The organism is Streptomyces speibonae (assembly GCF_984686075.1).
Window position 1 is genome coordinate 2,158,204 of sequence record NZ_OZ480260.1, and the last position, 17,817, is coordinate 2,176,020.

Here is a 17,817-nt window from a genome sequence, read left to right on the forward strand (position 1 = left end):
GGCCGCTGTGAGCTCCGCCCTGGTCAGCGGGCACCCGGGCTGGCAGGATCGCGCGCATGCCCCACGTGCTGTCCCGCATCGGCCGGCGCCGGGCCCTGCGGGGCGCGGTCGCCGCCTTCGTGGCGCTCGGACTGCTGCTGTGGTGGCAGTCGCCCTGGAGCGAGGAGCCGCCCGGCGGGACGATCACACTGAGCACGGGCACCCGCGCGGGGGTCTACCAGAAGTACGGAGAGCTGCTGCGCACCTCGCTCGCCACACACATGCCCGACCTCGAGGTGCGGCTGGAGACGAGCGACGGCTCCCAGGAGAACGTGCGCCGCGTGGCGACCGGCCAGGCCGACTTCGCGATCGCCGCGGCCGACGCGGTCGAGACCTACCGCCTGGACGACCGGCCGGGGGCGGACCGGCTGCGCGGGGTGGCGCGGCTGTACGACGACTACGTGCAGCTCGCCGTCGCCCGCGGCTCGGGCATCCGCACCGTCGAGGACCTGCGGGGCAAGCGGGTCGCCATAGGGCCGCCGAAGTCGGGGGTCCGGCTCATCGCCAACCGGGTGCTGGAGGCGGCCGGCATCGATCCGGAGAAGGACATCGAGCCCTCCCCGGACGGCATCGACACCGGACCGGAGCGGCTGGGGCACGGCCTGGACGCCTTCTTCTGGTCGGGCGGGCTGCCCACGGACGGCATGCGGGCGGTCACGGAGGAAGGCGGACTACGGTTCGTCCCGATCGACACCGGCCTGGTGTCGAAGCTCCACGAGCAGGGCGGCGCCGCGCGCCACTACCGCGCCACCAACATGCCCGAGTCGGCGTACCCGGGCAGTCAGCTCGGCTCGGCCGTCCCGACGATGGCGGTGTCCAACCTGCTGATCACCCGGACCGACGCGGACCCCCGAATCACCGAGTGGCTGACCCGCATCGTGCTCAGGAGCCGCGACAACATCGGGGCGCACGTTCACTCCGCCCAGCTGGTCGACGTCCGCACCGCGATCTACACCGATCCGCTCCGGCTGCACGACGGCGCCCGCCGCTTCTACCGGTCCGTCAAGCCCTGATCCGCCCCGGCGGGGGCGTTCCTGGGCACCGTCACGGTCACCCGCAGCCCGTGCGGCTCGTGACGCTCGTACACGATCGAGCCTCCCCCGGCCGCGAGCAGGGCCCGTGAGATGGACAGGCCGAGCCCCGAGCCCTTGATGTTCTGGTGCCGGCCGCTGCGCCAGAAGCGGTCGCCGACGCGGGTCAGCTCCTCGTCGGTCAGCCCCGGACCGTTGTCGGTGACGACGACGGTCGACACGTCGCCGTTGGAAGCGACGCTCACCTCGACGGTCTCACCCTCGGGGGTGAACTTCACGGCGTTGTCGATGACGGCGTCCAGCGCGCTGGACAGCGCCACCGGGTCGGCCCACGCGGTGGTCGGCGGGCAGGTGCCGGTCAGTCTGACGCCCTTGGCCTCGGCGGTGGGCGCCCAGGCCGCGACGCGCTCGGCGGCCACGGCGCCGATGTCGGTGACCTGGAGGTCGGCCTCGCTGTGCTCGGCGAGCGCCAGGTCGAGCAGGTCGTCGAGGACCTGCGCCAGACGCTTGCCCTCGGCCTGGACGGAGGCGATCTCCTCGTTGCCCTCGGGCAGCTCCAGAGCGAGCAGCTCGATGCGCAGCAGCAGCGCCGACAGGGGGTTGCGCAGCTGGTGGGAGGCGTCGGCGACAAAGGCGCGCTGCTGCTCCAGCACGCTCTCGACGTTGTCCGCCATCTCGTTGAACGACCGCGCGAGGCGGCGCAGCTCCGGCGGCCCGCCGGCCGCCGCGACCCGGGACTTCAGCCGCCCGGTGGCGATGTCGTGGGTGGTGGCGTCCAGGATCCGTACGGGGCGGAGCACCCAGCCGGTCAGCCGCAGCGCCGCCCCGACGGCCAGCAGCATCGCGGCCGACTCCCCGGCGGCGATGACGAGCCAGCCGTGCAGGATGCGGGAGCGCATCGGACCGGTCGGCGAGTCGGTGACCACCACCGCGACGACGTCGCCGTCCCGGATGACCGGCGAGGCCACCACCAGGCTGCGGTCCTGCCAGGGCCACACCTGCTCGGGGTCGTGGCTGCGGCGGCTGAGCAGCGCCTCCGCGAAGGCGTCGCGCACTTCGCCCGTGGGGGGCAGGAACCAGTCGTCCGGGGCGTGGGCCATGGGGGAGTCGTTGCGGTAGAAGACGCCCGCGCGGATGCCGTAGACCTCGTGGTAGCTGCGCAGCTCGCTGTCGAGCGTCTCGCGGCGCTCGTTGACGTCGCCACCGGCCGGGTCGGCGGGCTCGGTGACGAACTGGGCGAGTGCGGCGAACCGCGCCGTGTCGTCGATCCGGTCGACGACGACCTTCTGCTGCTGCGCGCCGGCCAGGCTCACGGCCAGCGGGACGCCGAGGGCGAGGAGGACGGCCGCCATCAGGACGATGAGCAGCGGAAGCAGCCGTGTGTGCACCCGGCCCCGCTACGCCGCGGGCGCGACGAGCCGGTAGCCGACGCCGCGCACGGTCTCGATGAGGGCGGGCATGCGCAGCTTCGAACGCAGGGAGGCGACGTGCACCTCCAGGGTGCGTCCGGTCCCCTCCCAGCTGGTGCGCCAGACCTCGCTGATGATCTGCTCCCGGCGGAAGACGACGCCCGGCCGCTGGGCGAGCAGGGCGAGCAGGTCGAACTCCTTGCGGGTCAGCTGGACGACCGTGCCGTTCACCGTGACCTTGCGGGTCGGCAGCTCGATGAGGACGGGGCCGAGGCGCAGTTCGGTCTCCGTGCCGCCCGTGGTCTCCTCGTGGACGCTGCGCCGGCTGACGGCGTGGATCCGCGCGAGCAGCTCCCCCGTGTCGTAGGGCTTGACCACGTAGTCGTCGGCGCCGAGGTTGAGCCCGTGGATGCGGGAGCGGACGTCGGACCGCGCGGTGACCATGATCACCGGGGTGCCGGTGCGCTTGCGGATCTTGCCGCAGACCTCGTAGCCGTCCTGGTCGGGCAGTCCGAGGTCGAGCAGGACCACGCCGAAGCCCTCACCTTCCGGGACGAGAGCCTGGAGAGCCTCCTCGCCGCTGCGCGCGTGGGTGACGTCGAACCCGTGCCGCGCCAGCACCGCCGACAGTGCGGCGGCGACGTGGTTGTCGTCTTCGACGAGAAGCAGTCTCACCCGGGCCCCCTTCCGTTCATCGGCCGTACGATCTCCTTGTACAGAATTGGTGTGCACGCGCGCGTGCACCTTGCAGTGACGCCGATGGATGAGGACGGCGTCAAGGGGGTTCCGGTTGCGCTTCGGTACCGTTACCCGGCCGGTATGAGCCCTGCTCACAACTGCTACGACAGGTGTCCGATTGCTATCGGATCGTGATGCTCAGATTCCCCTCAGATGTAATGACGCAGGTCTGAAGGATTACTACTGTCCTCCGAAACCGAGGAGGACGGAGCCTGAGAGCGATGACCGAAGTATCGGTGGCCAAGGAAGATGTGGCCGCGACCGGCGATCTGGTCGTCCTGAAGAGCGTCAACAAGCACTTCGGCGCGTTGCACGTACTCCAGGACATCGACCTCACGATCGCCCGTGGCGAAGTCGTCGTGGTCATCGGACCCTCCGGGTCCGGCAAGTCCACCCTGTGCCGCACCATCAACCGTCTGGAGACGATCGACTCCGGCTCGATCACCATCGACGGCAAGCCCCTGCCCCACGAGGGCAAGGAGCTCGCCCGGCTGCGGGCCGACGTGGGCATGGTCTTCCAGTCCTTCAACCTTTTCGCGCACAAGACCGTGCTCGAGAACGTGACGCTGGGCCAGATCAAGGTCCGCAAGAAGGACAAGAAGGCCGCTGAGGAGCGGGCCCGTGCCCTGCTCGACCGGGTCGGTGTGGGTGCGCAGGCGGACAAGTACCCCGCTCAGCTCTCGGGCGGTCAGCAGCAGCGTGTCGCCATCGCGCGGGCCCTGGCCATGGAACCCAAGGTCATGCTCTTCGACGAGCCGACGTCGGCTCTCGACCCCGAGATGATCAACGAGGTGCTGGAAGTCATGCAGCAGCTCGCCCGCGACGGCATGACCATGATCGTCGTCACCCACGAGATGGGCTTCGCGCGTTCCGCGGCGAACCGCGTGGTGTTCATGGCCGACGGCCGCATCGTCGAGCAGGCTACGCCGGACCAGTTCTTCAGCAACCCGCGCAGCGACCGTGCCAAGGACTTCCTGTCGAAGATCCTTCACCACTGACGGCGCGCCCCGCGCCCTGACGACCTGCGTCACCGGACCTGGACCGGGCCGCATCACTTCACCAGTCAAAAGGATGTGCACCATGAAGCTCCGCAAGGTCACCGCCGCCTCGGCCGCCGTGTTCGCCCTTGCCCTGACCGCCACCGCCTGCGGGGGCGACGACAGCGGCGACAGCGGTTCGTCCTCCTCGGGCGGCGGCGAGAAGATCAAGATCGGCATCAAGTACGACCAGCCCGGCCTGGGCCTGAAGGAGCCCGACGGTTCCTTCTCCGGCTTCGACGTGGACGTGGCGACGTACGTCGCCAAGGAGCTGGGCTACGAGGCCGACCAGATCGAGTGGGTCGAGACGAAGAGCGCGGACCGCGAGAACGCGCTGTCGCGCGGGGACGTGAAACTCATCGCCGCGACGTACTCGATCACGGACGAGCGGGCGGAGAAGGTCGACTTCGCCGGGCCGTATCTGCTGGCTCACCAGGACCTGCTCGTGCAGAAGGACTCGGACATCACCGAGGCCACCGACCTGAACGACAAGAAGCTCTGTTCGGTGACGGGCTCGACCTCGGCGCAGAACGTCAAGAAGGACTTCGCCCCGGACGCCCAGCTCAAGCAGGTCGGCACCTACTCGGAGTGCCTGGCCGCCCTGCAGAGCGGTGCCGTCGACGCGCTGACCACGGACGACTCGATCCTCGCGGGCTACGCCTCGCAGGACCAGTACAAGGGCACGTTCAAGCTCGCCGGTCTGAAGCTGAGCAACGAGAACTACGGCATCGGTGTCAAGAAGGGTGACACCGAGACCGTGAACAAGGTCAACGACGCGCTGGAGAAGATGGTCAGCGACAAGTCCTGGGACAAGGCAGTCGAGGAGAACTTCGGTCCGGCCGAGTACAAGAACGAGCCGGCCCCGGAGATCGGCAACATCGTCAAGTAGGCCCAGGACCGCAACGCGGGATCTTGAAAGGCGCGCCGCCGTCCGTCGCGATCAGGGCGGCGGCGCGCCGCGTCCGCTACGTACGCCACACACCCGGAAGCGCGGGAGATCGTGTTCGACTTTATTTCTGACTATGACGATCCAACCTTGTTGGGTGCGTTCTGGATGACGGTGAAGCTCACCGTGTTCTCGGGCGTCGGCTCCCTGATCTGGGGGACCTTGCTGGCGGCAATGCGGGTCAGCCCTGTCCCGCTGATGCGGTGGTTCGGCACCGCCTATGTGAACATCGTCCGGAACATTCCGCTGACCGTCATCATCGTCTTCACCTCACTCGGCCTCGCCGACATCTTCGGCATGACCATGGGAGCGCCGGACGACTTCGCACTCCAGGGCTTCCGTCTCGCCGTGCTCGGTCTGGTCGCCTACACCGCGGCCTTCGTCTGTGAGGCGCTGCGCTCCGGCATCAACACGGTGCCCGTCGGCCAGGCCGAAGCGGCCCGCGCCATCGGGCTGAACTTCACTCAGGTCCTCGGCCTGATCGTGCTGCCGCAGGCGTTCCGCTCGGTCATCGGCCCGCTCGCGAACGTACTGATCGCACTCACCAAGAACACCACGGTGGCCGCCACCATCGGTGTGGCCGAGGCCGCCTTGCTGATGAAGGAAATGATCGAGAACGAGGCACAGACTCTGCTCATCGGCGCGGTCTTCGCCTTCGGGTTCGTAGTTCTGACCCTGCCCACCGGCCTGTTCCTCAACTGGCTGAGCAAGCGCCTGGCGGTGAAGCGATGACTTCCGTTCTGTACGACGCCCCCGGCCCCCGCGCCAAGCGGCGCAACGTCATCCTGTCGGTCGTCTTCGTCGCCGTCCTGGCCCTCGCCCTGTGGTGGATCTACAAGACGATGGATGACAAGGGCCAGCTGGAGTGGTCCCTGTGGAAGCCGTTCACCCAGTCCGAGGCCTGGACGACCTACCTGCTCCCGGGCCTTGCGGACACCCTCAAGGCTGCGGCGCTGTCCATGGTCCTCGCGCTCCCGCTGGGCGCCGTCCTCGGCATCGCCCGGTTGTCGGACCACCGCTGGGTGAGGATCCCGGCCGCTGTGGTCGTGGAGTTCTTCCGGGCCATCCCGGTACTGCTGCTGATGCTGTTCGCCAACGAGTTCTTCGCGCGGTCCACGGACGTCAGCAGTGACGACCGGCCGCTGTACGCGGTCGTCACCGGTCTGGTGCTCTACAACGCCTCGGTCCTCGCCGAGGTGGTCCGGGCCGGCATCCTGGCTCTCCCCAAGGGGCAGAGTGAAGCGGCTCAGGCGATCGGCCTGCGCAAGAGCCAGACGATGACCAACATCCTGCTGCCACAGGCCGTCACGGCGATGCTTCCCGCCATCGTCAGCCAGCTGGTCGTCATCGTGAAGGACACCGCACTGGGCGGCGTGATGCTCGGATTCACCGAACTACTGAACACGCGCGGCACGCTGGCGGCCAACTACGCCAACGTCATCCCGAGCTTCATCGTGGTGGCGGTCATCTTCATCGTCCTCAACTTCATCCTCACCTCGTTCGCCTCCTGGCTCGAGGGTCGTCTGCGCCGCAGCAAGCGGAGCACCGGCGCGGTGCTCGGCGCGGACGACGTCGACGACCTCAACGCGGCCGAGGTGGGCGGTATTCACGGTACGGGCGCCGGGGGTGCCGTCTGAGGCGCTGCTGCCCGTACGACATGGGTGTGGCCCGCCGGGATCCGGCGGGCCACACCCATGTCGAGTGACCGGCCGGCCCGGTTGGTGCAGCGGAGCGATACGCCGCGGACCGGTGTGATGAGCAGTCAAGTGCTGAGACGCGCTGCTCCTCCCCCACATGATCGCCACCAGCCTTCGGTCACTTGACGCAAGCAGCGGCAATAGGTTGCATACGTTCTGTGATCGTGCACCCTGCTCCATCTTCCTGTTCCTCCCCGTCCCTTCGGACGTCGCTTCGGGCAGGGGGCGCCGCGCCGTGGACCCGGTGATCATCGTCGGAGCCGGGCCCGTGGGGCTGACGCTCGCACTGTCGCTGGCACGTCAGGAGGTGCCGTGCGTGCTCCTCGACGAAGGGCCGGGCAAGGACGAGCCCCGTCCGGCGCGCACCGTCGTCCTGCGGGAGGACACCGCCGCGCTCCTGGAGCGGCTGACCGGCGTGCCGCTCGCGCACGCCGGGGCGCGTTGGGCCGGATGGCGGTCGATGCGGCGCAAGCAGGTGACGTACGAAGTGGCGTTCGGCGAGGCCGATCCCGCTCCGCTGCACATCGCCCAGCACGTCCTGACGGGTGCTCTGCGGACGGCGCTCGCAGGCGAGCGGCTCGTCAAGATCGCCGCGGACAGCCGGCTGGACACCATAGAGCAGGAACGGTCCGGCGTCACCGCCCGCACGCGTGGCTCGACGGGTACCTGGTGGCGCGGCAGTTATCTGGTGGGCTGCGACGGTCCCCGCTCGACCGTGCGCAAGCTCCAGGACATCCGCTTCCCCGGCCGCACCGCGGTGGAACGTCACGCCGTGGCCGCGCTGCGCGCCGAGCTGCCCTGGCACGACGAGGCGCTGCTGCACCGGCTGCCGCCGTGGCGTACGTCCGGTCCCTCGGCCGGGGAGATCACCGCGCGGCCCCTGCCGGACGGGGTGTGGCGCCTGGACTGGCTGCTGCCGCCCGGCAAGGACCTGGTGACGCCCGAACTGCTGCTGGCCCGGGTGCGGGAGACGCTGGCCGGATGGACCGACGGCACGACCCCGCCGTACGAGTTGCTGGACACCGGTGTGCACACCGTGCACCACCGGCTGGCCCGGCGCTGGCGGGCCGACCGCGTGTTCCTCGCCGGGGACGCGGCCCATCTGCTCGGCACCCTGGGCACGCACGGGCTGGACGAAGGGCTCCGTGACGCCGACAACCTGGCCTGGAAGCTGGCGCTGGCCTGGCACCACGGTCCGCACGAGGCGCTGCTCGACAGCTATCAGACGGAGCGCCGGGCCATCGTCGCCTCGCGGCTGCGCGCGGCCGACCAGGCGCTGCCGCTGGTGCGCGGCGGCGGAGGGCTGCGTGCCTACGTCCCCGGCTCCGCGCGGGGGCACGACGCGCTCCTGATGGACGGTCACCTCGGCCGGGGCCCCCTGGGGGCGCCGGGGACGTACGCCGATTCGCCGCTCGCACCCGGGAGGCTCGAGGGCGAGGCGCCGGTCGGCACGGCCCTCGGGGCGGCGGTGACGGATGTGCGGGTCACCGCGGAGGACGGCACGTTCGTCCGGCTGCGGGACCGGCTCGGGCGCGGTGCGCTCCTGGTGGTGCTGATCGCCCCGGGCACGGGTGTGTGGGAGCGCCGGCACTGGGTGTCCGCAGGGATCATGCCCCGGCTGGCGGCCGCGGTCTCGGCCCTGCCGCACCGGGCGGAGCTGCTGGTCGCGGAGAGCTACCCGGGGGCGGCGGCCCACACCGTGCTGCTGGTGCGGCCCGACGGCCACCTCGTCACCGCGCTGAGCGGGGTCCGCCCGGCGGATCTGTACACGGCGGCGGAGGCGGTGCTCGGCGGGCCCGTCGCGGCGGGGGCGGAGGGCGACGCGGGCGCGAAGGCCGATGCGGGGGCCGGGTCACGCTGAGGCGTCGGTCGTCGCTTCACCCGTCCGCCCGGTGAGATCTGTACGGTCCGCACAGTGGCGTCGAGTTGATCCCATGATCCGCCTCGTGGTGTACTCCGCCTCGTGACCGACACCTGCGTGCGCCTGTGGCGACGGGTCCACATGGACCTCGTCCGCTATGCGGGCTGTGTGTGTCGCCCGTCCTGCTGATTCGCCTTTCTTTCCTCTCCGGCGCGCCGTCGCGCGCGCCCGTCGCGAACTCACCTCCAGGACGGTGCACATGTCTGTCTCCTCCCCTGCCCCGGCGCCCCTCTCCGCTCCCACGCAGGCGGACCTCCTCGACTTCGTACGGCGTACCGCGGCCGACGCCGAGCTGATCGCCTCCCTTCCGCTCGACCCCGAAGGGCGCACCTGGGTGCGGCTCGACGGGCCGGGCGGCAGTGAGGCCTGGCTGATCGGCTGGCCGCCCGGCACGGGTACCGGCTGGCACGACCACGCCGACTCCGTCGGGGCCTTCGTCACCGCTTCGGGTGCACTGAGGGAGAACTCGCTCGCCGCGCGGCTGCCCACCGACGGCTGGAAGACTCTGGAACTGACGGAAGGTGTGGACCGGGAACGCCGGCTGGCGGCCGGGCAGGGGCGGGCCTTCGGGCGGCACCATCTGCACGAGGTGCTCAACGAGTCCCCGGACCGGCACGCGGTGTCCGTGCACGCCTACTACCCACCGTTGCCGCGGATCCGCCGCTACAGCCGCAGCGGCCGGTTCCTGCGGCTGGAGCAGGTCGAACGGCCGGAGGACTGGCAGTGAGCGAGACGAAAGAACCGTCCGGCGGTCCCGTCGGGATCGACGAACTGCTGGAGCGGGTGCGCGAGGGGTACGACCGCGTCGAGGCGCGCGACGCCCACGAGGCCGCCCGCGCCGGCGAGGCGCTGCTGGTGGACATCCGCTACGCCGCCCTGCGGGAGCGGGACGGGCTGCTTCCCGGCGCTGTCGTGGTCGAGCGCAACGAACTGGAGTGGCGCCTCGATCCACGGGGCAGTCACCGCCTGCCCGAGGCGACGGGCCATGAGCTGCGCGTGATCGTGATCTGCAACGAGGGCTACGCGTCCAGCCTGGCCGCGGAGTCGCTCCACCGGCTGGGACTGCGCCGGGCCACCGATCTGGTGGGCGGTTTCCAGGCCTGGCGGGCGGCGGGACTGCCGGTGGTGCCGGCGTAGCGCACGGCTGAGGGCTCGGGCCTCGCCTGCTCAGAGCTCCTCGTCGCCGAGAAACTCGGTGTCCTCGCCCTCCTCCTCCAGCGCCTGCCGGACGACGCGCAGGGCGAGGCCCTCGGGGTAGCCCTTGCGGGCGAGCATGCCGGCGAGGCGTCGGATGCGCTTGTCCCGGTCGAGCCCGCGGGTGGCGCGCAGCTTGCGGGCGACCAGGTCGCGGGCGGTCTCCTCCTCCTGCTCGGAGTCGAGCCGGGAGACGGCCGCGTCGATCAGGGCCGGGTCGACGCCCTTGGTGCGCAGCTCGCGCGCGAGCGCCCGCCGGGCCAGTCCCCGGCCGTGGTGCCGTGACTCCACCCAGGCGTCCGCGAAGGCGCTGTCGTTGATCAGTCCGACCTCCTCGAAGCGGGACAGCACCTCCTCGGCGGCCTCGTCCGGGATCTCCCGCTTGCGCAGGGCGTCGGCCAGTTGCTGACGGGTGCGCGGAGTCCCGGTGAGCAGGCGCAGACAGATGGCGCGCGCCCGCTCGACCGGGTCCTTCGGAGGTTCCTCCCGCTCTGCCCTCGACGAGGAAGAGGCGCCTCCCTCCGCCGCGGCCGCGTCGCCGAAGGACCGGCGCCCGCGCCCGCGTCCACCGCGCGGCCCGCCGTCACGCGAGCCGCCCGCCCGTGCACCGCCGCCGCGCCGCCGGCCGCCACCGGTGTCCGCGTCCGTCAGGCCGTCCGCGCCGGTGCCGTCGTCGTACGCCGCTGCACCGCCCGCGGCTGAGCCCCGGCCGCCTGCGGTGCCCCTCCCCCGTGGGGCGCCGAAAGCGTCGGACGCGTACTCGGCCCAGTCGGTTCGTCGGGTCACGGGTCAGCTCTTGGCAGCAGCGGCCTTGGACTTGGAGCCCTTGGCCGCCGGGGCCGGTACCGCGGCCGGCTCGGCCGGAGCGGTGCCCGCGGCGTCCGCGCCCGCTTCGGCGGTCTCCTCGGGACGCACGCCGACGCCCAGCTTCTCCTTGATCTTCTTCTCGATCTCGTTGGCGAGGTCGGGGTTGTCCTTCAGGAAGTTGCGGGCGTTCTCCTTGCCCTGGCCGAGCTGGTCGCCCTCGTACGTGTACCAGGCGCCGGCCTTGCGGACGAAGCCGTGCTCCACGCCCATGTCGATCAGGCCGCCCTCACGGCTGATGCCCTGGCCGTAGAGGATGTCGAACTCGGCCTGCTTGAAGGGCGGCGCCACCTTGTTCTTGACGACCTTGCAGCGGGTGCGGTTGCCGACCGCCTCGGTGCCGTCCTTGAGGGTCTCGATGCGGCGGATGTCGATACGCACCGAGGCGTAGAACTTCAGCGCGCGGCCACCGGTCGTGGTCTCCGGAGAACCGAACATCACGCCGATCTTCTCGCGGAGCTGGTTGATGAAGATCGCGGTGGTCTTGGACTGGTTGAGCGCACTGGTGATCTTCCGCAGGGCCTGGCTCATCAGGCGGGCCTGCAGACCCACGTGGCTGTCGCCCATCTCGCCCTCGATCTCGGCGCGCGGGACGAGCGCGGCGACGGAGTCGATGACGATGAGGTCGAGGGCCCCGGAGCGGACCAGCATGTCCACGATCTCCAGCGCCTGCTCGCCGTTGTCCGGCTGGGACAGGATCAGGTTGTCGATGTCGACGCCGAGCTTCTTGGCGTACTCGGGGTCGAGGGCGTGCTCGGCGTCCACGAAGGCGACCTGGCCGCCGGCCTTCTGCGCGTTGGCCACCGCGTGCAGGGTCAGGGTCGTCTTACCGGAGGATTCCGGTCCGTAGATCTCCACCACACGTCCGCGCGGCAGACCGCCGACGCCGAGGGCCACGTCGAGCGCGGTCGACCCGGTCGGGATGACCTCGATGGGCTCCTTCGACCGCTCGCCCATGCGCATGACCGCGCCTTTGCCGAATTGCCGTTCAATCTGTGCGAGCGCGGCGTCGAGCGCCTTCTCGCGGTCGGTTCCTGCCATGGGTTCCACCCGGTTTGCTTGAGTCGATCGCTTCACGTCAAAGACGCTAGCGCCTGCCACTGACAACGCGCCCCGACGCACGTCCGGCCTGTGGACAACGTGGGCGCTTTCCCCTCCGAACCAGGACGGAACGCCCTTTGTTGAGCCTCACCGGCGCCCCCATAAGAATAGATGTTCGATTTTTGTGTCAAGTCGCGCCACGCCGCCCCCGGCGGCGGGCGGCCGGGTTCAGGACGGTTCGGTGTCCGGCTCGCCGGCGCGCGCCGCACCCGGCCGGCCGAGCCACAGCCGCCGGACGTACGCGATCACCCGCGCCCCGCCGCCGGGGCCGCGACGGCCGTCGCCGGGGCCGGGACCGGGATGACCGTCACCGGGGCCGCGGTGGCCGTGCACACGGGGGTCGTCCGTGACGTCGTACCGCTTCACATACGCCCCCAGGAACGCCTGGAGCGTGGCGACGGCGGGGATGGCGATCAGCGCGCCGACCGCGCCCAGCAGGGCGGTGCCCGCGACGACCGAGCCGAAGGCGACCGCCGGGTGGATGTCCACGGTCCTGGCGGTCAGCTTGGGCTGGAGCACGTAGTTCTCGAACTGCTGGTAGACCACCACGAAGACCAGCACCCACAGCGCGTACCAGGGGTCGACCGTGAAGGCGATCAGCATGGGCAGCGCGCCCGCGAGATACGTGCCGATGGTGGGGATGAACTGCGACACCAGGCCCACCCACACGGCCAGCACGGGCGCGTAGGGCACCTCGAGGAACTCCAGCAGCACGAAGTGCGCCAGGCCGGAGACGAGCGCCATCAGCCCGCGCGAGTACAGGTAACCGCCCGTCTTGTTCACGGCGATCTCCCACGCGCGCAGCACCTCGGCCTGCCGCGCGGGCGGCAGCACGGAGCACAGGGTGCGCCGCAGCCGCGGGCCGTCGGCGGCGAAGTAGAACGAGAACAAGGCGATGGTCAGCAGCTGGAAGAGGCCGCCGAGCACCTGCGCGGAGACGTCCAGCACCCCGGTGGCGCTGTCCTGGACGTAGGTGCGCAGCCAGTCGGAGCGCAGCAGGCCCTCCTGGATGTCCACCCGACGCAGCTCGGTGTCGAAGTGGGTGTTGATCCAGTTGATCACGGAGTCGAGGTAGTCGGGGAAGTCCTCGACGATCTTGATGATCTGCCCCGCGAGCATGGACCCGAGCAGCGTGACGAAACCCGCCCCCGCGATCAGGATGCCCAGGAAGACCAGGAAGGTGCCCAGGCCCCGGCGCACCCCGCGCGCGGCCATCCAGCTGACCGCGGGCTCGACGGCGAGCGCCAGGAAGAACGCGATCAGGACGTTGATCAACAGGCCGGTGAGCTGATGGAAGGCCCAGCTGCCCAGCTGGAACACGGCGATCAGCGCCAGCGCGAGCACCATGGCGCGCGGCAGCCAGCGCGGCATGCGGGCGCCCGGCGCGGCCGCGGGGCCCACCGGAGGCTCTTCGGGCGCCGGCGCGCCGGGCGGGGTGGGGTGCCGGTCCGCCGGCCCGGTCTCGTCAGTGGGTGCCACGGCTCAAGTTTCACCCACACGGGTGACTACCGTCCGCACCGCAGGTGTCTCTGTGACGATCAGCGCATTTCCCGGGGCACGTCCATCACCGCGCAGACCACCTGCCACACGGCCTTGGCGTCCCAGCCGGCCGCCAGCGCCTCGTGCACGGTGCGCCCGCCGAGCTCGGACATGACATGGTCGCGCGCGAAGGTGTCGGCGTAGCCCGTACCGAAGTACTCCGCCATCCGCTCCCAGAAAACCGTCAACCGCATGCCCCCAGTATCCCGCCTGTGGGGGTGGGACCCGGCCACTGCCCCTGCCGGGGCCGCCGTGCGCCTACGGTCGGTGCCATGGCCGACACCGGAGCTGCCCCGCCACCCCCGACGTCTCCTCCGCACGGCGCCCTCGCGCGGGCGGAGCGGTTCGTCCGGCTCACCGCGCGGGTGCTCGAGCAGCATCTCTTCGCCCATCACTTCCGGGGCGGCGGTGCCGCTCCGGTGGAGCGGGCGCTGGACGCCTACCGCAACGACGACGGCGGATACGGCCATGCGCTGGAGCCCGATCTGCGCGGACCGGTCAGCCAACCGCTGCACACCGCCCGCGCCCTGCGGGTCCTGGACGCGGTGGGGCGCTGCGGCGGCAGGCGCGCCGAGGACGTGTGCCGCTATCTGACGTCCGTCTCCACGGCGGAGGGCGCGCTGCCGGCGATCCACCCGAGTCAGCGCGGCTACCCGACGGCACCCTTCATTCCGGTCGTGGACGACCCGCCCGGAGAGCTGCTGGCCACCGGGCCGGTGGTGGGGCTGCTGCACCGCAACGAGGTGTGGCACGCCTGGCTGTTCCGCGCCACGGACTTCTGCTGGCAGGCCACGGAGACGCTGGAGAGGTCCCACCCCTACGAGATCGAGGCCGCGGTGGCCTTCCTGGACCACGCGCCGGACCGCGCCCGCGCGGAGGCCGCCGCCGAGCGGCTGGGCCGCCTGGTGCGCGAGCAGCGGCTCGCGGCCCTCGACCCGGACGACCTCGGCGCATACCCGGTCGCCGCCGGCTACGCCCCGGGCGAGCACCACTTCCCGCACGACTACGCGCGGACGCCCGGCTCCCTGGCGCGCGCGTGGTTCACCGACGAGGAGATGGCACGCTCCCTGGACCACCTGGCGGCCGAGCAGCGGCCGGACGGCGGCTGGCCCATCCGCTGGCGCCAGTGGGCCGAGGGCCCGTCCTTGGAGGGCCGCTGCCTGGTGACACTCGAGTCCCTGCGCACCCTGGTGGCATACGGCCGCCCCATCGACTAAGACCGTGTCCTACGTGGTGAGGCGGTCGTTGGTGCGGCCATGGGGCGGGGTACGTGGAGTTGGATTGTTCCGGACGGGCTGTGGGAGATCGCGAAGCCGCTGATCCCGCCGTCGAAGGTGCGGCCGCAGGGCGGCGGGACGCAGGACACCTGATGAGACGCTCTTCTATGTGTTGGTCAGCGGCTGCGCCTGGCGCGCTTTTGCCACCCTGTTTCGCATATCGAAGTCGACCGCCAACCGCCGGTTCCTGATCTGGTCGAGAGCCGGCGTCTGGGGCCGCCTCCACGAGGCCGTGCCACTCCGGCTCGACGATGCCGGCCTCGTCGACGTCACACGTGTCGTCCTCGACACCGCCCACGTCAGGGCCAAAAAAGGAGCGAACACCCAGGTCCGAGCCCCGTGAACCGAGGCGGCCTTTCTCGGACTCGCCGCCGCCCTGTGCTGCTGCAAGCGACTCGCCCGCCTCACCACGTAGGACACGGTCTTAGGCGTCGGGAGCCTTGATGATCTTCCCGTTCTCGTCGACGGTGTGGGTCTCCCAGTACTTGTCCCACTTGTCGCCCACGTGCTCGGGGACCTTGCCCTCGGGGTAACGGGTGTAGCCCTTCGGCGGCTCCTCGCCGTTGGGCACACACGCGCTACCGGTGTCGCCCACGGTTATGACGGGGTACTCGCCGCCGCCACAGCTCGCGTCCTCGGTCGAGCAGCCGGTGACCGCCAACAGCGCGACGGTCGCGGAGGCCATGGCGAGGACCCTCACGGGGCGGACGAGGCGGCGTCGGCGGCCGGTGGCCGAGGACTGGTCGAGCGGGTCGAGCCGGCTGGTACGGCTGGTCTCTCGCATGATGAACTCCCTTTGGCTGGTGGCAAGAAGAGCCTGCCGCGCGACGGCGCACCGATCATGAGTACGCGTACTCAGACAGGCACGGCGCTCACGCCTAAAGCAGACCCCACGGCACCCCCGGGACGGGCCTTTCCGTGCCTCCGGCGCGATGGCCCCCGTCGCGAGCCGCCTCAGCCGCCCGCAGCCCCCGCGCCCCGGTGGCATACGGCCGCACCGTCGACTGAGCGGACGCCACGGCTCCCCGCGACGGGCGGGCTTCTCACGCCGCGGGCCGTTTCACCCGCCCAGGGCCCGTACCCCCGCCGTCACCACGACCGCCGCGCCGACGACGAGGAGGAACGGGGCGCGCAGGATGAGGGCGACCGCGGCCGCCGCCAGTCCGGCCGCGCGGGCGTCCAGGACCAGCGCCTGGCCGTCGGAGAAGGTCTGCTGGGCCGTGAGGGCGGCGAGCAGGGCGACCGGCAGCAGCGCGGCCAGGCGCCTGACGAGGGGCCGTTCCAGGGCCCCGGCGGGCACCAGCAGTCCCGCGAGTTTCACGGCGTAGCAGCCGAGGACGGTCAGACCGATCGCGATCCAGATGTTCAACGGTCCCCCTCCCCCAGATCACCGCGCGACGCGCCGCGGCGGCCCTGTGCCCACAGCACGACCGGCGCCGCGAGCGCGGCCACCAGCACCGGCACCCCGGCCGGCAGGACGGGCAGCAGGCCCAGTCCCAGCAGCACGGCGAGCCCGGCGACGGTCCGCTCGGTGCCGGTCCGCAGCATCGGGGCGAGCAGCGCCAGGAAGACCGCGGGACCTGCCGCGTCCAGCCCCCACGCGTCGGTGTCCCCGATCGCCTCCGCGCCCAGCGCGCCGAGCAGCGTCGTGAGGTTCCACAGGATGTACAGGCTGAGCCCGGTCACCAGGAAGCCGATGCGGGCGCTGCGCCGGGTGGGCTGGGTGAGCGACACGGCGGCCGTCTCGTCGATGACCCACTGCGCGGCGAACGGCCGCACCCCGCGGGGAAGCGCCAGCAGCTGTGACAGACGCAGCCCGTAGAAGGCGTTGCGCACGCCCAGGAAGAACGCCCCCGCGGCGGCGGTGAAGGGTCCGCCTCCGGCGGCCAGCGCGCCCACCAGCGCGAACTGGGAGGCGCCGGTGAACACCAGCAGGCTCAGTGCGCAGGTCTGGAGCAGCGTGAGCCCGCTGCCCGCCGAGGTCACGCCGAAGGCGAAGCCGGAGAGTCCGACGGCGATCCCGACGCCGAGCGCGTCCCGGACGACGGCGCCGTCCGGCTTTCCTCCGCCGTCGTCCCGTATGCCTGAGGGTGCTGGTGTTGTCCGTTCCACTGCCACGCCCCGGACGCTACGAGAAGGCGGTTCCGCGCGTCTTGTACGTTCTTGCGCTCGCGCTGGTAGGCGCCCGGCGGCACGCCGACGATGCGGCTGAAGTGCCGGTTGAGATGCGGCTGGTCGGTGAAGCCCACCGCGAGGGCGGCCTGGGACGGCGCCGTCCCCGCGTCCAGCAGCCGCCGTGCCCGGCGCACCCGAGCGTCGGTGAGCCAGGTGTGCGGCGGCATCCCGTAGGTGTCCCGGAACGCGCGCAGCAGGGCGAACGGGCTGGTGCCGAGTTCGGCGGCCAGCCGGTCCAGGGTCGGTGGCGCGGCCATCCGCTCCTCCAGCACGGCACGCGCGCGTGCCGCGATCCGGGCGCCCGCCGTGCGCACCTCGCGTCGCGGCAGCGTCCCGCCGTTCAGCCGCAGCAGCCGGGTCACCGCCACGCGGAGCAGCGTGTCGGCGGCGAGCGCGTTGCCCTCGTCGGTGGCCCGCAGCACCTGGTGCACCAGGTGCACGGTGTAGGGATCGTCGAACACCGGTGTCGCGAATCCGGGCGTCCCGCGCAGCGTGGTGGTCTCGGCGGCGATCGCGGCCACCACATCCGGCGAGGGGTACACCGCGCCGTACTGCCACCCCTCCGGGACACCCGCCCTGCCGGTGTGCGGGGTGTCCGGGTTGACCAGGGCGAGCGTTCCCGCGCCCGCGTACACGTCGCCGCCGCCGTGGTGGAACACCTCCACCCCTTCGGCGATGCCCGCGATCACGAAGTGCTCGTGGGTGTGCCGGACGAACGACTTGCGTATGTACCTGGCACGCAGCAGATCGACACCGGGCAGTTCGTCGTACTGCCAGTGCCGCGCACGCTCCTTGCGCGATTCCGCCATACGGCCATTGTCACGCGGGTGGCGCGCGGCCCCGGCCGCC

At 71.3% G+C, this 17,817-nt stretch carries 20 protein-coding genes and 1 pseudogene; 11 read left to right on the top strand and 10 right to left on the bottom strand.

Annotated elements, in window-relative coordinates; translation table 11 throughout:
- Positions 1–56: 56 nt before the first annotated feature.
- The gene (locus AC5L3C_RS09435; RefSeq protein ID WP_493648388.1) at positions 57–1,052 is read left to right on the top strand and encodes a TAXI family TRAP transporter solute-binding subunit; all 996 of its coding nucleotides are present in this window, start codon (positions 57–59) and stop codon (positions 1,050–1,052) included.
- Here AC5L3C_RS09435 and AC5L3C_RS09440 read toward each other — a convergent pair.
- Complete coding sequence (locus AC5L3C_RS09440) at positions 1,031–2,458, bottom strand: sensor histidine kinase (RefSeq protein ID WP_493648389.1); 1,428 nt, start codon at positions 2,456–2,458, stop codon at positions 1,031–1,033. The two genes, AC5L3C_RS09435 and AC5L3C_RS09440, sit on opposite strands and share 22 nt — an antisense overlap.
- Before the next feature lie 9 nt (positions 2,459–2,467).
- Complete coding sequence (locus tag AC5L3C_RS09445; RefSeq protein WP_493648391.1) at positions 2,468–3,154, bottom strand: response regulator transcription factor; 687 nt, start codon at positions 3,152–3,154, stop codon at positions 2,468–2,470.
- 284 nt (positions 3,155–3,438) lie between these two features.
- Between AC5L3C_RS09445 and AC5L3C_RS09450 the strand changes: the two genes are divergently transcribed.
- The 8 genes from AC5L3C_RS09450 to AC5L3C_RS09485 all read left to right on the top strand — a co-directional run bounded on the left by AC5L3C_RS09450 (position 3,439) and on the right by AC5L3C_RS09485 (position 9,955).
- A complete protein-coding gene (locus tag AC5L3C_RS09450) occupies positions 3,439–4,215 on the top strand; it encodes an amino acid ABC transporter ATP-binding protein (RefSeq protein WP_493648392.1) in 777 nt (258 codons plus the stop codon).
- Between the two features lie 82 nt (positions 4,216–4,297).
- The gene (locus tag AC5L3C_RS09455; RefSeq protein WP_493648394.1) at positions 4,298–5,143 is read left to right on the top strand and encodes a glutamate ABC transporter substrate-binding protein; all 846 of its coding nucleotides are present in this window, start codon (positions 4,298–4,300) and stop codon (positions 5,141–5,143) included.
- A gap of 111 nt (positions 5,144–5,254) precedes the next feature.
- Positions 5,255–5,932, top strand: a complete 678-nt coding sequence (locus AC5L3C_RS09460; RefSeq protein ID WP_493648395.1) for an amino acid ABC transporter permease — start codon at positions 5,255–5,257, stop codon at positions 5,930–5,932.
- Entirely contained in the window at positions 5,929–6,837 is a 909-nt protein-coding gene (locus AC5L3C_RS09465) for an amino acid ABC transporter permease (RefSeq protein WP_493648397.1), read from the top strand. The genes AC5L3C_RS09460 and AC5L3C_RS09465 overlap by 4 nt, the downstream gene beginning before the upstream one ends.
- Before the next feature lie 295 nt (positions 6,838–7,132).
- On the top strand, positions 7,133–8,758 hold the full coding sequence (locus tag AC5L3C_RS09470) for an FAD-dependent monooxygenase (RefSeq protein ID WP_493648399.1): 1,626 nt from the start codon (positions 7,133–7,135) through the stop codon (positions 8,756–8,758).
- A gap of 141 nt (positions 8,759–8,899) precedes the next feature.
- Positions 8,900–8,947, top strand: a complete 48-nt coding sequence (locus AC5L3C_RS09475) for a hypothetical protein (RefSeq protein ID WP_309506048.1) — start codon at positions 8,900–8,902, stop codon at positions 8,945–8,947.
- Positions 8,948–9,017: 70 nt separating this feature from the next.
- Entirely contained in the window at positions 9,018–9,545 is a 528-nt protein-coding gene (locus AC5L3C_RS09480; protein ID WP_493648401.1) for a cupin domain-containing protein, read from the top strand.
- Positions 9,542–9,955 carry a rhodanese-like domain-containing protein gene (locus AC5L3C_RS09485; protein ID WP_493648403.1) on the top strand — a complete coding sequence of 138 codons (414 nt, stop codon included), beginning with the start codon at positions 9,542–9,544 and terminating at the stop codon, positions 9,953–9,955. Before AC5L3C_RS09480 ends, AC5L3C_RS09485 begins: the two co-directional genes overlap by 4 nt.
- A 30-nt stretch (positions 9,956–9,985) precedes the next feature.
- Here AC5L3C_RS09485 and recX read toward each other — a convergent pair whose 3' ends face one another.
- The 4 genes from recX to AC5L3C_RS09505 form a co-directional block, all read right to left on the bottom strand.
- Entirely contained in the window at positions 9,986–10,798 is an 813-nt protein-coding gene (recX, locus tag AC5L3C_RS09490) for a recombination regulator RecX (RefSeq protein WP_493648405.1), read from the bottom strand.
- 3 nt (positions 10,799–10,801) lie between these two features.
- Positions 10,802–11,917 carry a recombinase RecA gene (gene recA / locus AC5L3C_RS09495; protein ID WP_493648407.1) on the bottom strand — a complete coding sequence of 372 codons (1,116 nt, stop codon included), beginning with the start codon at positions 11,915–11,917 and terminating at the stop codon, positions 10,802–10,804.
- Positions 11,918–12,145: 228 nt separating this feature from the next.
- Positions 12,146–13,456 carry an AI-2E family transporter gene (locus AC5L3C_RS09500; protein ID WP_493648408.1) on the bottom strand — a complete coding sequence of 437 codons (1,311 nt, stop codon included), beginning with the start codon at positions 13,454–13,456 and terminating at the stop codon, positions 12,146–12,148.
- A gap of 59 nt (positions 13,457–13,515) precedes the next feature.
- Complete coding sequence (locus AC5L3C_RS09505; protein WP_493648410.1) at positions 13,516–13,710, bottom strand: DUF3046 domain-containing protein; 195 nt, start codon at positions 13,708–13,710, stop codon at positions 13,516–13,518.
- 78 nt (positions 13,711–13,788) lie between these two features.
- Between AC5L3C_RS09505 and AC5L3C_RS09510 the strand changes: the two genes are divergently transcribed.
- Together AC5L3C_RS09510 and AC5L3C_RS09515 are read left to right on the top strand one after the other, a co-directional pair.
- The gene (locus AC5L3C_RS09510) at positions 13,789–14,733 is read left to right on the top strand and encodes a hypothetical protein (protein WP_493648412.1); all 945 of its coding nucleotides are present in this window, start codon (positions 13,789–13,791) and stop codon (positions 14,731–14,733) included.
- A gap of 39 nt (positions 14,734–14,772) precedes the next feature.
- Positions 14,773–15,144, top strand: a pseudogene (locus AC5L3C_RS09515) (transposase); the annotation flags it as partial.
- Positions 15,145–15,217: 73 nt separating this feature from the next.
- On the opposite strand, the gene AC5L3C_RS09520 reads toward AC5L3C_RS09515, so the two are convergent.
- From AC5L3C_RS09520 to AC5L3C_RS09535, 4 genes are all read right to left on the bottom strand, one after another.
- Positions 15,218–15,577, bottom strand: a complete 360-nt coding sequence (locus tag AC5L3C_RS09520; protein ID WP_493648414.1) for an SCO0607 family lipoprotein — start codon at positions 15,575–15,577, stop codon at positions 15,218–15,220.
- Between the two features lie 276 nt (positions 15,578–15,853).
- A complete protein-coding gene (locus AC5L3C_RS09525) occupies positions 15,854–16,162 on the bottom strand; it encodes an AzlD domain-containing protein (RefSeq protein ID WP_493648416.1) in 309 nt (102 codons plus the stop codon).
- Positions 16,159–16,875 (bottom strand): AzlC family ABC transporter permease, encoded by a 717-nt coding sequence (locus tag AC5L3C_RS09530; RefSeq protein WP_493653796.1) that lies wholly within the window; start codon positions 16,873–16,875, stop codon positions 16,159–16,161. The genes AC5L3C_RS09525 and AC5L3C_RS09530 overlap by 4 nt, the downstream gene beginning before the upstream one ends.
- On the bottom strand, positions 16,776–17,777 hold the full coding sequence (locus tag AC5L3C_RS09535; protein ID WP_493648417.1) for an AraC family transcriptional regulator: 1,002 nt from the start codon (positions 17,775–17,777) through the stop codon (positions 16,776–16,778). Before AC5L3C_RS09535 ends, AC5L3C_RS09530 begins: the two co-directional genes overlap by 100 nt.
- Between the last annotated feature and the right edge of the window lie 40 nt (positions 17,778–17,817).